We start from the raw sequence: 14,037 nt of genomic DNA, 5'->3' as shown, positions 1-14,037 counted from the left end.
TAATTATGATGCAATTATTAATGATATTGCGTCATATATCCTACATTTTTATAAGGTGAATATATGAGTAACAAAGAAAAACAGTCTATAGATATGGATGAATTGCTTAATGATGTTACGTCGGCATTAATGTCTGGGGCAACTTATAAAGATATTCATGGTATTTCACAAGAGATGATGGATGGCATCTATGCCTACGCTTATGAGTTTTATCAACAAGGAAAATTAAAAGAAGCAGAAACCTTTTTTCGCTTTTTGAGTATTTATGATTTTTATAATACCGACTATGTGATGGGACTTGCCGCTGTTTACCAATTAACTAAACGTTATGAAAAGGCCGCTGAACTTTATGCATTAGCTTTTGTATTGGCTAAGGATGACTATCGTCCTTTATTTCATGCTGGCCAATGTAATTTGATGCTTAAAAAAAGCAGTGCAGCACTGCACTGTTTCGAAAGTGTTTGTAATAGCAGTACCGATAGTGAGTTAAAAGCCAAATCTCAGGCTTACCTTAATGCATTGAAAAAGAATCTTGAAAAGACTGATTCAGTGCAGAAAGACTCTTCAATAAAGTAGAGGAAACAATATGGCAGCAATCACCAATATAACATCTGATAGGATAGGCCTAGTCAAAGCCTTTCAGCAAGGTGTTAATCCATTAGAAATGGGGGATAACATCGCCAAAGCGATGTTAAGTATGGAGACCGCATGCGAAGAATTAACATCAAATGAACAAGTGAAACGCAGTAAATTAGAAAGCCAGCCGCAACTGCAAGAGCCGAAAAAAGGCGTGAATGCAAGAGTGTCAATGATGGAGGCTTTCTCATCGATACGTAAGATATTAGGTGAAAATAATATCAATGAATTACGTAATCAACTGCATCAGTTAAATATTGAATCCGATGCGCTGAGGCAACATGGTGATGCGTTATTAGATTCATTTGCTAAAAATACAGAAAAACTACAGCAAGCTGAAAAAGATGTGAATGCTATTCGCGTTGACCATACTAATACCAAAAATGAGTTAGAGGAGCTAACGAAAACACAGACCCAGCAGCAGAATCGACTGAATGAAAATAAGCAGGCGTTAGCCAGTAAAACCAACGCACTCGATTTTGCTAAAGCGAGTTTAAGTGGGATACCAAAACCCCCTAAAACAGCCGATGACAAGCAAGATGCGCAAAAACTGACTCAGTTAATTGAACAGCTAACAACGGAAGTGAATGAGCTTAAACAGCAGGGGGGGCAATTAACGGCTCAGCTTGCACAAAGTAATACCCAACTTGCTGATTTAGAATTAAAACTATCTACGATTGAAAGCAATCTTAAGACAGCGTATTCGACAATAGCAGAACTCACTGTGGCTGCTAATAGTGATCGCGACGTTTTAAATAAATTTATCCAAAATGCACCGCGCCCTGTCGAAGTCGACGGCGAAAAATGGGAAAACACGCTTGCTCTATTGACCATGTTAACCGCATCGCTGAAAAAAGCGATGAATGAAGACTCTATCCGCAATATGAAAGAGCAAGAAGAGGTGATGGCTAAGATCAGCGAAGCCTCTCGTAAAGATTCAGAGAAAAAAGCCAAAGAAGCCGAAGAGGCTCAGCGTAAAGCAGATGCTGCCAATAAAGCCGCATCGTGCGCCAGTAAGATTTTTAGCTACGTCATGTTAGCGGTTTCTGTTATTGCGACAGTCGCAACATTCGGCGCGGCTGCACCATTAACCCTTGCCGTTGCCGCAATCGGTATCGCCATTTCTGTCACTGATATCGTGTTGGAAGAGACGGGTAATGCAAGTTTAATGCAGATGTTAGCGACGGAAATTTCAAATGTTGTCACGGATATGTTGATATCGTTTGGGATGTCTGCCGAAGAGGCGAAAAAGATTGGTAGCATTGTTGGCATGGTTGTCGCAGCCGTTGCTTTTCTGGCGCTCTCTTTGGTTTCTATGTCCTCTTTTGTGAAAAACATCGCCAATACCGTAAAAACGGTCGTCAAAATTGCGGCCAATACGCTGAAAACTGTCGTGAAAAGCACATTAAAGGCGATGGCAAATACGATCGTCAATCTCGTTAAAAACCTGCTCAGTAAAATTAAAACGTTAGGCAAAGCCGCGGATGACATGGTGGTATTAACGAAATTTACTAAATTAGCCGATGCGGCGGAAGAGTTACAAAGTACCGTTAAAACAGCCAATCAGGTCGTGAAGAAGGCTCGTGATATTAAAAATATCGCAAAAGCCGTTGATAGGACGCATGAGCAGGCTGATAGCATCAAAGATACTGCAAAAGCGGTCGACAAGTTACATGAACAGGCAGACAGCGCTAAGCATGCAGTGAAAACGGTTAATCAGGTGAATGAACAAGCAGACGGTATTAAGGATGCCGTGAAAACCGTTGATAAGGTGCATCAGCAAGCAGATAGCATCCAAGATACGGTGAAAGTGGTCGATAAAGTCGCTGATCAGGTTGATGATGTTGCTGATATCGTTGATACAGGGAAAAAACTGGGCAAACAGAGCCTATTAGCGTCACGTGTCGAAGTTGGTGCGAAAGGGGCTGGCGTTGCAATGTCAGTGACAAGTGCGGTGACTGTTGGAGCATTACGCTTAGAAGGAGCTGCGCAACTACGAGAGCTTAAGACGTTATTCGCCAAAATGATGATGAATGATGAAATCATTAAAGTCCTCGATGAGTTGCTTGAGTCTCTGATTAAGATGCTGTCAAAACAATATGAGGTGTTTAATAACCTATTTACTGACACGCTGACCTCATTGAAACAATCAAATGAGCGTAAAGCCAATTCAATCAATCTCTCTAATTATGCCTAATTTTCATTAAGGAACTCTATTATGACGACTATTTCCTCACCAATGCCGTTTTCTATTCCAACCCAAAAGTTAGGCAATCTTGAGGGGCTGACTACTTTAACCGGTAGCGAAACTCAAACGATGTCAACGCAAGCACCAGGACAGCAAGTGTCCATCAAAGATGCTGTCGATATTACTGTGCCACGAACGCAAGATAAGCCGTTATTAAAGCTCCCTGAGCAAACGACGGTTAGTCCATCACTCCTGTTTGAAGTGAAAAACATGAACAAGGTCGAGCTTGAAGAGACCTCGAAAGTCATAGGTGGATTTTCATCGGCTTATGCAAACCTTCAGGAGCATATTGCCGTCACAGCAATCAAAGTTGAAAAAGCCGTCAGAGAAGTGATAACGGAAGAAAATAGCAAGTTGGAAAAAATGTTCCCAACAATCGCTAATTTGGACGAAAGCGAGATCAAGCAATTATCTCAAGGGGTTAATTTAATGCTGGCAGCCTCGGCAATTAAAGATGTGCAAGTGGCTCAAGCAAATAGTGAGGATGTAAAACCTGGTATTCAGTCACTTGACGCAATAAAAGAGAGCCAATTTATCGGCATTATGAGTAGCGATATTTTAATGGAGCTACGTAACCTACTGAGCCAGATTAAATCGATTATTAATACCGCTGATCGCCAACTACAAGCGGATTTTTTAAAGCTAAAAACGCAAATGGTGCAAAGTGCAGCAGATACAACGATTCAAGAGGGTAAAAAAGCATTTGAAGGAGCACTGATGGGATTTGCGGTTTCTCTGGGTGTAACACTTGCGGGGGCGGCATTACAAACTAAGCAATTAGTGAAACAAACCAAAGCTATTAATGTTCACGGTGTCGAAAGGCATAAATTATCTACTCAAGCACAATCAGAGATTGAAAGCAGTCGCCCATATATGAAAAAAACGGGAAATAAAGCGCTTGAACAACAAAACGAGTTACATGTTACTAACGTTCAAGATAAGGTTAAAGGATTGCAGTTAAAAGCGGAGCGGGAGCAACTGCAACTCGATCGAATTACCAACCAGACCCAAAAGAAATCGAGCATTATTGAAACAATGACTCGTTTATCCGATAACGCAGGTCAATTGGTAACTTCTGCGCTTAATATAGAGGTGAAAGCACTAGAAGCCCAAAAAATGGTGCTACAAGATATTGGTGATACTGCACGTGCTATAGCAAGTGATAAAGAAAAACAGATTGATACTGTTCTGGATTTGATGAAAAAAGTCTTTGATATTTTAAAAGAAATTATTGAGGGGCAAATCCGTACATTCCAAGCTGTTGCAACCAGAGGTTAGAGTATGAACGGAGTTAATATTGTTATCCAACCATCAGCTCTTGCTTCGATGACACCATCATCAGCGACAATAACTCATGATGATAGCGTGGTATCTCCACTGAATTTACAGGGGACATTTGTCCCCGATTTAGAACTCCCTATAGAGGAACGAGCTGAAAAAATCCTGCAGCAATATGGTGTTGACTATCCTGAAAAAAAGAATTACCTGATTTCTAATAATATGCAAGACCATGAGCAAATCTTGGCACTAACGAGACTTGCACAATTTGAATTTAAAGATTCAATGGATAAAACCAGTAATCTTATTGCCTCAATGTCGGCGGAAATTACAAAAACTGAGGATGGCCGATCGCACATTAAAAGTATCAAGGGGTTAATTGATAATATTAACACTAACTACCAAAAAAGCTTTGGTGAAATAACTAAAGAGGCGACGAAATATATGGAAACGCTTAATAAAGCATTAGGCTTATTGAGTACTTATATTTCAGCAGGAAAAGATGGTAAGATACACTTTAATAGGTCAGAGTTTGACAATCAATTTATGATAGCTCTAAAGGGTTATGTTATACCGAAAACCGGTACGGCATGGGATGCTTGGAGAGAGCCAGTTATTGATGATGATAGAATAAGCGATTTTATTAATGATATCGCTTCTATATCTTTTAAAGAGGGGGTGACAAGATCTACTATAGAGGGGGTGGCAAGTTTTTTTAAGAAAAAATTAGAAGGGCAAGGTTTTATTGTGAAAGAAACAGATGGAAAAATTAAAATTTACCCTGATTTTAATGTTGTCAAGGAAATAAAAAAAATAGTTGATGGTGTTAAATTAAATGAGGATGGTGACCTAATTTCCCAAGCGTTCCAAAGTATGCAAACGGCGATTGATAGTAAAAAAAATTCAGTGAATAATAGTGTATCCCGTTTATTAGAAGCTTTCCGTCAAGATAATAGCCATTTTGAAACTTTAACTCAATTATTAATTCAGTTATTAAAAGACCTATTTCAATATAATGCAGGTTTTGCTAATACATAACTGTTTAAAGACAATGTATCTTAATAGAGTGGGGTTTAAATACCCTGCTCTATTCTATTGTATCGAAATGGCTAATTATATTTATATAATTAAAAGGAGTTTCTATGCCAACAATCTCTCCCTCTACAACTATGCGAAGCACCGTTGAGCATAGGAGTAATATTCAGGCTAATGAATCCACTCATACATTGTTAAATGTTATGAATGGAGCTTTAAATATCGGTGATAGTAGCCCTATACAAATGGGAAAAAGAATCAATTTTTTTGCAAGTAGTAAAGTTCTACATCGTGAGCTTGATAGTGCTAAAGCAAATAACTTATTTACATTATTAAAAAACTCATCAGACAATTTAGTAGCAAAATATCATCTGACACCTGATATGATTGTAAATGTTCTAAGAGAAGACAAGAATAATATCAATGCAGTGTTAACTTCCTTTTCATTATTAAGCAAAGATGAAATTCCTTCTTCCGTATTAAATAGTCTTGCCAAAAATATTGCGGTGATGTCTAAGTCCTCAGCGGAAGTATCAAGTAAAACTTTAAGTAGCGAATTATTCAATTTATTACCTAAATTTGAAAGCAAACTGCAAACACGGTTTTTATCGGAATATGTTACGCCTGCGATTAAAGCTAAATTAAATGAAACTTATACTGATAGTCAATTGAAGCAGATGGCAGGTCTTGACTCTGCTCAACAGATTGATGATACAACACTGGTTAATCATTTTTTAAATCCAACGTTAGTACAGGAAAAACTAACAGGATTTGAGCGTGGGGTTAAGTCGAGCCAAGAGTTAAAATCTTGGAGTAATAAGAATTATAGATTGAATCAATGTTTTCAAAATTTAGAGGAACACATTGAAATTATTCTTGTAAATAAGTTGAGTGTACCGAGTGCAGATCATGCTCCTGTACAGATGAAACCAAAAGCAACAAGACAAGAACAGCCAACTTTATTGACCAATCCACAACAGTCAGATGATGTGGATGGTGTGCCATATCAAACCAGTAGCCAAACGTCAGCGCCGATTATCAATAATTATTATATAACTAATAATTATGCTTGCCCTCACTGTATTTGTAAGGTGTCCGATACACCGAGTCGTTATGGTAGTGTGGCAACGACGGTAAATATTGACAGCGCGGCCTCTTTTCAGGCGGCGCCGAGTAAGACGATAGCGCAAAAAACCGCGACACCAGCGGCGGAAACCCCAACAACCTACCGAACTGAATTGCATGTTCAGCTCAGCGGTGACGGGAAAATTGTAAAACAGGATAGCCCGACACCGCCAAATAACGCCACTCAAGTTGATGATAGCGCCTCTCACCAGCCAGCGTTAAAAGATAAATCGAGTGGTGAAACATCAGAGAGCACTGAGCCACAAACAGGGGTCAATGAGGCGATTCTGCTGCAATCCAATCAAGAAAAAGAGGCTCCTGAACTTCCTCCTCGCCATCAAATGGGGGGGTATACACGCACAATGGATGGTAAATGGTTACCAAATACACAACAAACTGCCCCATTTGTGATCACCAGCGGGGGATTTAACCAAAGCACAAACCCTGTAGGCAGGTTGCAGTATAGCGCGAGTGATTCCAAGGTTGAGAGTGCAAAACCGACCGATCAACAGCTCATTGCAGCACAACGACAAAGAGCAGTAGATGGAATCGACTCTCAGTCGTTAGAAGAGCAAGTGACTCAACAGACAGATCATCTGTTTGATGCTCAGATACAACCGAATAGCCATTCACATTTAGTGGATGCGGCAAAGCAAGTGGCAACTGAATTAAGCAATATGCTGGATGTGGCAAATCGCTCTGCCATGGTGCTGAAAGACACGTCATTAGCGGCTGAACAAGCTACGCGCCAGTTAGATACACAACAATCACTAGATGATAAAGAGAAACCGGCTGTTCAATCGAAAGCAAGTTTTCCGTTGAGCAGCCATGCAAGTGGGATTTATCACGCTAAGGTGGCACAGGTTGTGGAAGAGCAGCCAACGGCAACAGTCGTTATTGAAAAAGAGAGTGCCGAACCGGTTGGAGCACTGCCTATTCATGATACTGAAACCACGGAGAAAAAAGCAGATAGCGATGTGACGAAGAAAAATTATCGTTGGCAGGTGAATACGGATAATCGGATATATACGACGTCAGGTGGGCAGGCTAGAGATTTGTCACAGAAAAAACGTTATATCGGCGATGATCAGCGATTTAAATTAGGGAATAGGTCATGAGTACAGATAATTTAATTCATCAAACATGGCTGACGGAGCAAATAAAAGCGATCCGTGCCTATTCGGGGATCCATAAACCCATTACGATGGATTCGACCTTAATTTTAGATCTACATATTGATTCATTGGAAATGCTTGAGCTAATCACCGCCATTGAAGATTACACTGGCCAACGATTAAACGATAATATCTGGGTAAAATGGCATCGATTACAGGATATTGTTGATTACCTTTCTCAAACGAAGACCTGAAATTATTTTTACATCATGACCTGATAACAAGGATGTTCAGGTCATATCCGTGGTAATCGTACTTGTTCTATATACAACATCTTTAACAGTAATTCTGTTTACTGCTTAATGTTAAATTCACATAATATTAGACCATCTGTTTATTCTATTAATACAAACGTCTTTGTGTTTATATTGAAAAATAGCCATCGACGAGTATTTTCTCAAAACAACATATCACAAAATAAATCTGATTTAGCCAGTTAAAGATAATCTCATGGCAAATCCAAAAACCAGTGGTACTTAGGCGAGCCATTAACAAAAGGCTCGTTAGCGTTATCGCTTAAAATCGGCATTGAGTCATCATAAAAAGATTTGTTTTTGGGTTGATTATGAAAAATTTGTTTTAAAAAAACAAAAAATAGAAAATGAAAAATAATGGGGTTAATTTGATAATTTTATTTATGTTCTTTTTACAACAATAAGTTATTAAAAATAAAATATATTTTATAAAATAAAAATTACATTAAATCATCATCTCATGAAATCGATCACAGAATGTACGATTCGTTAAATATATATTTCGAAACATTAATTTCACTATCTGGAGATGGGGATGAATGCGATTTCAGCGAGATATACGTTTATTCAACAAGTCGTTATTGAAGCCGGCAAATTAGCCGTATCTTACTATCATGACCGAAACCAATTAAATATTGAAAAGAAAAAAGAGGATGGGCAGGATTTAGTCACTATTGCGGATAAAAATACGGAACAATTTATTCGTGAGAAAATTCATCAGCAATACCCCCTCGATGCTCTATTTGGTGAAGAAGGGGGTTATACACAAGGCGCATCGCAATATACTTGGGTTGTTGATCCTATTGATGGCACAAGTGCATTTATTTTTGGATTGCCTTCTTGGTGTATTGCGATAGCCCTCTTGGATGAACAACAAAATACACAAATTGCGGTTGTGTATGATCCCGTACAGGAGGAGTTGTTTCATGCAATGGCGGGTCATGGCGCTTATTTAAACCAATCACCTATCCAAGTTAATGCTGTTCAATCCCTGAATAAAGGTTTATTTGGCGTTGGTATTTCAACGCGTCTATCGCCTGAATACATTATTCCTTTTCTCGATAAATTGCTCCACGCAAAAGGAATGTTTATACGCAATGGCTCTGCCGCATTAATGTTGGCTTATGTGGCGGCTGGGAAATTAATTGGTTATTACGAACCTCATTTAAATTCATGGGATTGCCTTGCGGGCTTATTGTTAATTCAAGAAGCTGGCGGTGTCATGAATAACTATAAAGAAAAGGACGATTTCTTGTTAAAAGGGAATTATGTGTTGGCATCTAGCCCTGGGGTATATCAGCAACTCGCCTCATTTAGAGATTAAAATAATAAAATTAGTAAAAGGTCAATAATATGAGTTCTAAATTTTCGTTTTTTGATATTAAAAGGCTACCGGCAGGAAAAATACCCCTCTCTGTACAACGTGATTTATGGTTAAGAAAGTTTATGGAGCCATTCATCGTGATGTGTTTGGCTTATACAGGGATCTATTTTCTTCGCTATAATTTCAAAGCAGCAACCCCATTTATTATTGAACAAACCAGTTTTACATTAAGTGATTTAGGCACAGTTGGCTTTGGGTTCTCTATTACATACAGTCTAGGCCGTGTATTACTCTCGTATTATATTGACGGTAAAAATACCAAGAAAATACTCAGTTTCTTATTAATGCTCTCGTGTGCCTCTTCATTTGCTATCGGGATGTTTTTACTTTCGTCAGGGCATTCTCTCGGGATCTTTATTTTCTTATGGGCGCTAACGGGTCTATTTCAAGCGCCGGGCGGCCCTTGCTCTAATTCAACCATAAACCGTTGGACGCCAAGAAAAAATCGAGGCCGTTTTATCTCTTGGTGGAATGCGTCACATAATATCGGGGCAATTTTAGCTGGGCCGATTGCATTATTTGGTATGGAATATGCCTTTAATGGCAATGTGGCAGGAATGTTTATTTTCCCAATTCTTTTTGCTGGGGTTATTGCTACATTTGGGATGTTTTTCGGTAAAGATGATCCGTCTGAGTTAGGGTGGAATACGCCAGAAGAGATTTTTGATGAACCAATCTCCAAAGATGATACCGCCGCGGAGAGTATGTCAAAATCTGAAATTTTTGTGAAATATGTGCTGAAAAATCCGGCGGTTTGGTTTTTATGTTTTGCCAACCTTTGTGTTTATACCATCCGTATTGGTGTTGATAACTGGAGTGTGGCATATGTCAAAATGGCGCTTGATTGGGATGATATTTCCGCGATAGGTACGATTACGGCATTAGAATTAGGCGGATTTCTAGGATCACTCACTTGGGGTTATGTGTCCGATAAAATGGGCGGTCGCCGCGCATTACTCGGTATGTTATGTATGATTTCAGTGATTTTCCCATTAATCGCTTATCAAAATATGTCCAGCGTATGGGGCATTTATATTGCATTGTTCTTTGAAGGATTCTTTATTTTTGGCCCTGTGATCTTAATCGGCATCTCTATCATTGGCTTTGCACCAAAATGTGCAACCGCGGTAGTGAACTCCATTCCAGGCTTCTTTGGTTATCTGTTTGGCGATGGAATGGCAAAAGTGTTAGTGTCTCGTATCGCTGATCCAACAGGGAAAGGTATCTCAGTGGGGGGCTTCACGTTTCATGGTTGGTCAGATACTTTCTATCTGTTATTTGCCGCAACCGCTGTAGGTATTGTGATGCTAGCGGTAGTCGCCTTCTATGAGGAGCGTAAAATTCGCCGTGACCGTAGCATCGGCCATTAAGTGATGTGTTTTCTACCCCATATACCTATGGGGTAGAGCATCATTCAATATTGAAGAAGCACTCATAGACATGTTGTAAATGGTTATGCATGCATTTGGCGGCTTCTTTAGGGTTTCTATCCAAAATTGCATTCACAATTAATTGATGGTCTTCATTCATGGTTTTGGGTAAATCAATATCCGCATAGTGTGACTCCATGCGAATAAAGCGTGTTGATTGTCGCATATCCCATAAGTGTTCCATCATGCTGTGTAATACTTCGTTGCCTGTCATTTCACTGATTAACAAATGGAAGCGTTTATCCTCGCGCAAAAAGTTTTCATCATTATCTTTTTGTTTGATGAGATCTTTCATAATCTCTTGTAATTCAGCACATTGTTCATCAGTTGCATTGCGGGCAGCAAGTTCTGCAATCATGGTTTCGAAAGATTGCCTCGCCTTCAATAAATCGCGTAAGCTAAATTCTGTTTCATCTTTTTCTGTTGCTGTACTGACCGCCTCTTTTTTGGGCTCAAACTGCGGTAACGGATTTGCCACATAGACCCCATTACCAACCCGAATTTCAATCCAACCCGTCATTTCCAGTGCAATAAAAGCTTCTCGGATGGATGATCGGCTGACTTCCATCTGTTTTGCCAGTTCTCGTTCAGAAGGCAACGGCTCTCCTGCGTTGAAATCGCCACGTTTTATACACTCAATAATAAGGTTTGAGATCTGGCGGTATAATCGTTCAACTTTCAGTGGGGCTAATGCCATGTTAATTCCTCGGTATGCTCATCCATATCGGCACATATCATACGCTTTAATCCTGATTGACTGCTAATCTGAATCACAAAAAAACAGATCTGTGAGCCATATCAAGTTAATTTTTTCTCAATTCAATAACTATAATACCGGCCTGACCACCTGACAATCAAGCCATCAGTCATTCAGGTCACATGACAACTATAATTACTTTTTGAGGATGTAACTATGCAGAGTTCAGCATCTGACATAACACCCGATAATATTGCAAAAACCGCCAGGATTAAGAAAATTCAACGGATCTCGTTACTGCTGCTGTTTCTAGCTGGGATCATTAACTTTCTTGACCGAGGCTCTCTTTCGGTCGCTAACGAAGCTATCCGAGCTGATTTAGGGCTTTCAGCAACTCAATTTGGTGTTTTGTTATCCGCTTTTTCATTATCTTACGGTATCTCACAGCTTCCTTCTGGTTTACTACTCGATAGGTTTGGCCCACGTATTGTGTTAGGAGCAGGATTAATTTTCTGGTCAACGATGCAAGGTATGGCAGGGTTGATCCAAAACTTCTGGCAATTTATTGCGCTGCGTATCGGCCTTGGGGTCGGCGAAGCTCCCTTTATGCCAAGTGGCGTTAAAGTGGTGAATGATTGGTTTAATGCCAAAGAGCGCGGCATTCCCATGGGGATATTCAACTCCTCGACCACAATTGGGCAGGCGTTTGCGCCACCTATCCTTGTGGCTCTCATGTTAGCGTTTGGCTGGCGAATGATGTTTATCATCATTGGTGTGGCTGGAATTTTAATCGGGGTGTGTTGGTATGCTTACTACCGTAACCGTGAATCATTAAAGCTCTCTGAAGAGGATTTGAAATATCTCAACTCAGGTCGTGAGGAGCAGCCAAAACAGAAAGTGACATTGAAAGAGTGGGGTGCTCTGTTTAAGAAACGTACAGTTTGGGGCATGATTTTGGGCTTCAGTGGCGTGAACTATACCGGCTGGTTATACCTTGCATGGTTACCAGGCTATTTACAGGCCGAACGTGGGTTGAGCTTGGCCAATACAGGGTGGGTCGCCGCTATTCCATTTTTATTCGGTTCGCTAGGGATGCTGGTCAATGGCATGGTGGCAGACCGACTGGCGAAAAAAGGTTATTCATTGATGAATAGCCGGAAAATCCTTATCTGCTTAGGGCTGATTTGCTCAGCGGCTTGCACTTTATTGGTCGTGCAATCGACATCTACCGCGATGGCAGTTGCTTTTATCAGCTTGGCGCTATTCTTTGTGCATTTTGCGGGCACTTCTTGCTGGGGACTCGTGCAAGTGGTGACACCAAGCAAAATGGTCGCTTCCGTAAGCAGTATTCAGAACTTTGGTAGCTTTGTTTTCGCATCATTCGCACCGATTGTTACAGGTTGGGTATTAGATACAACTGGTTCATTTAACTGGGCGCTCATTGTTTGCTCAATGGTGACCTTCGCGGGTGCATTAGCTTACTTCTTCATCGTTAAAACTCCGATTGAAGAAACCGTTACACAGTAATTTTTAGGGCACTTGTCTGTGCCCACATATTGAGGTGAGTAATATGGAACAAACATGGCGCTGGTATGGTCCTAACGACCCTGTTTCTTTGAGTGATATTCGCCAAGCAGGGGCGACAGGGGTGGTAACGGCTTTGCACCACATCCCAAATGGGCAAGTATGGACTATCGAAGAGATAGAAAAACGCAAGGCGGAAATCGAAGCTAAAGGCCTTGTCTGGTCAGTGGTAGAAAGTATTCCTGTTCATGAAGAGATCAAAACACATCGTGGTGATTATGAACAGCATATCGCTAATTACCAGCAATCGATTCGTAACCTCGCTGCATGCGGTATTGATACGGTGTGTTACAACTTTATGCCTGTACTGGATTGGACACGAACTGATTTGGAATACGAATTACCTGATGGTTCGAAGGCATTACGTTTTGATCAGATAGCATTTGCCGCTTTCGAACTGTATTTGTTACAGCGCGAGGGGGCTGAGCAAGATTACACGGCTGAAGAGCTTATTCAAGCCAAAGCTTATTATGAAGCAATGAGCCAAGCCGATAAGGATAAATTGGTTGGTAATATTATTGCGGGCCTGCCGGGAGCAGAAGAAGGCTATACCCTTGAACAATTCAAAGCACATTTACAAACTTATGCAGGCATTGATAAGGCTAAGTTGCGTGAGAATATGGCCTATTTTTTACGAGCCATTATCCCCGTAGCAGAAGAGGTTGGCGTGAAAATGGCCGTTCATCCTGACGATCCACCGCGGCCTATTTTAGGTTTACCGCGGATTGTTTCAACGATTGAAGATATGCAATGGCTAAAAGAGACGGTGGATAGCCTTCACAACGGTTTCACTATGTGTACAGGCTCTTACGGCGTGAGAAGCGATAATGATTTAGTCAAAATGATTGAGCAATTTGGTGATCGTATTCATTTTACACACTTGCGCTCGACGTGCCGTGAAGATAATCCAAAAACGTTCCATGAAGCAGCGCATTTAGGGGGCGATGTGGATATGTTTGCCGTGGTTAAAGCAATTTTGGCGGAAGAAGATCGTCGCCAAAAAGTCGGTAATATGCGGCGCATACCAATGCGTCCTGATCATGGGCATCAAATGTTGGATGATCTGCAAAAGAAAACAAATCCAGGTTATTCTGCGATTGGGCGTTTAAAAGGATTAGCGGAAGTTCGTGGTGTTGAATTGGCGATTAAACGAGTCTTTTTCCCTGATTTAAAATAATTCTGAGTACTAAG

11 protein-coding genes are annotated in these 14,037 nt (G+C 40.4%); 10 read left to right on the top strand and 1 reads right to left on the bottom strand.

Annotated features, from left to right (window positions below):
• Nucleotides 1-63: 63 nt before the first annotated feature.
• The 8 genes from sicA to uhpT all read left to right on the top strand — a co-directional run bounded on the left by sicA (nucleotide 64) and on the right by uhpT (nucleotide 10,505).
• On the top strand, nucleotides 64-576 hold the full coding sequence (gene sicA / locus PR833_RS15110) for a type III secretion system translocator chaperone SicA (RefSeq protein WP_004926257.1): 513 nt from the start codon (nucleotides 64-66) through the stop codon (nucleotides 574-576).
• Between the two features lie 10 nt (nucleotides 577-586).
• Entirely contained in the window at nucleotides 587-2,833 is a 2,247-nt protein-coding gene (sctE, locus tag PR833_RS15105) for a type III secretion system translocon subunit SctE (protein WP_004926260.1), read from the top strand.
• 21 nt (nucleotides 2,834-2,854) lie between these two features.
• Nucleotides 2,855-4,162 carry a hypothetical protein gene (locus tag PR833_RS15100; RefSeq protein ID WP_148493700.1) on the top strand — a complete coding sequence of 436 codons (1,308 nt, stop codon included), beginning with the start codon at nucleotides 2,855-2,857 and terminating at the stop codon, nucleotides 4,160-4,162.
• Nucleotides 4,163-4,165: 3 nt separating this feature from the next.
• On the top strand, nucleotides 4,166-5,200 hold the full coding sequence (locus PR833_RS15095; protein WP_040132648.1) for a hypothetical protein: 1,035 nt from the start codon (nucleotides 4,166-4,168) through the stop codon (nucleotides 5,198-5,200).
• Nucleotides 5,201-5,304: 104 nt separating this feature from the next.
• Complete coding sequence (locus PR833_RS15090; protein ID WP_040132649.1) at nucleotides 5,305-7,440, top strand: hypothetical protein; 2,136 nt, start codon at nucleotides 5,305-5,307, stop codon at nucleotides 7,438-7,440.
• A complete protein-coding gene (locus PR833_RS15085) occupies nucleotides 7,437-7,691 on the top strand; it encodes an acyl carrier protein (RefSeq protein WP_004926263.1) in 255 nt (84 codons plus the stop codon). The genes PR833_RS15090 and PR833_RS15085 overlap by 4 nt, the downstream gene beginning before the upstream one ends.
• 595 nt (nucleotides 7,692-8,286) lie before the next feature.
• Nucleotides 8,287-9,075: an inositol monophosphatase family protein gene (locus tag PR833_RS15080; protein WP_272526307.1), complete on the top strand. Its 789-nt coding sequence runs from the start codon at nucleotides 8,287-8,289 to the stop codon at nucleotides 9,073-9,075.
• A gap of 29 nt (nucleotides 9,076-9,104) precedes the next feature.
• Nucleotides 9,105-10,505, top strand: coding sequence for a hexose-6-phosphate:phosphate antiporter (gene uhpT / locus PR833_RS15075; RefSeq protein WP_004926266.1), 1,401 nt, complete (start codon nucleotides 9,105-9,107; stop codon nucleotides 10,503-10,505).
• A gap of 40 nt (nucleotides 10,506-10,545) precedes the next feature.
• Here the strand turns inward: uhpT and PR833_RS15070 are convergent, their stop codons facing one another.
• Nucleotides 10,546-11,262: a FadR/GntR family transcriptional regulator gene (locus PR833_RS15070; RefSeq protein WP_004926269.1), complete on the bottom strand. Its 717-nt coding sequence runs from the start codon at nucleotides 11,260-11,262 to the stop codon at nucleotides 10,546-10,548.
• A gap of 216 nt (nucleotides 11,263-11,478) precedes the next feature.
• On the opposite strand from PR833_RS15070, the gene PR833_RS15065 reads away from it, so the two are divergent.
• Nucleotides 11,479-12,789 carry an MFS transporter gene (locus PR833_RS15065; RefSeq protein ID WP_004926270.1) on the top strand — a complete coding sequence of 437 codons (1,311 nt, stop codon included), beginning with the start codon at nucleotides 11,479-11,481 and terminating at the stop codon, nucleotides 12,787-12,789.
• A gap of 43 nt (nucleotides 12,790-12,832) precedes the next feature.
• Entirely contained in the window at nucleotides 12,833-14,023 is a 1,191-nt protein-coding gene (uxuA, locus tag PR833_RS15060; RefSeq protein ID WP_004926272.1) for a mannonate dehydratase, read from the top strand.
• Nucleotides 14,024-14,037: the final 14 nt, after the last annotated feature.

Source organism: Providencia sp. PROV189 (assembly GCF_028480065.1).
Classification (GTDB): domain Bacteria; phylum Pseudomonadota; class Gammaproteobacteria; order Enterobacterales; family Enterobacteriaceae; genus Providencia; species Providencia stuartii.
Note: the sequence above shows the minus strand (reverse complement) of the source record. Positions and strands in the feature narration are given on the sequence as shown.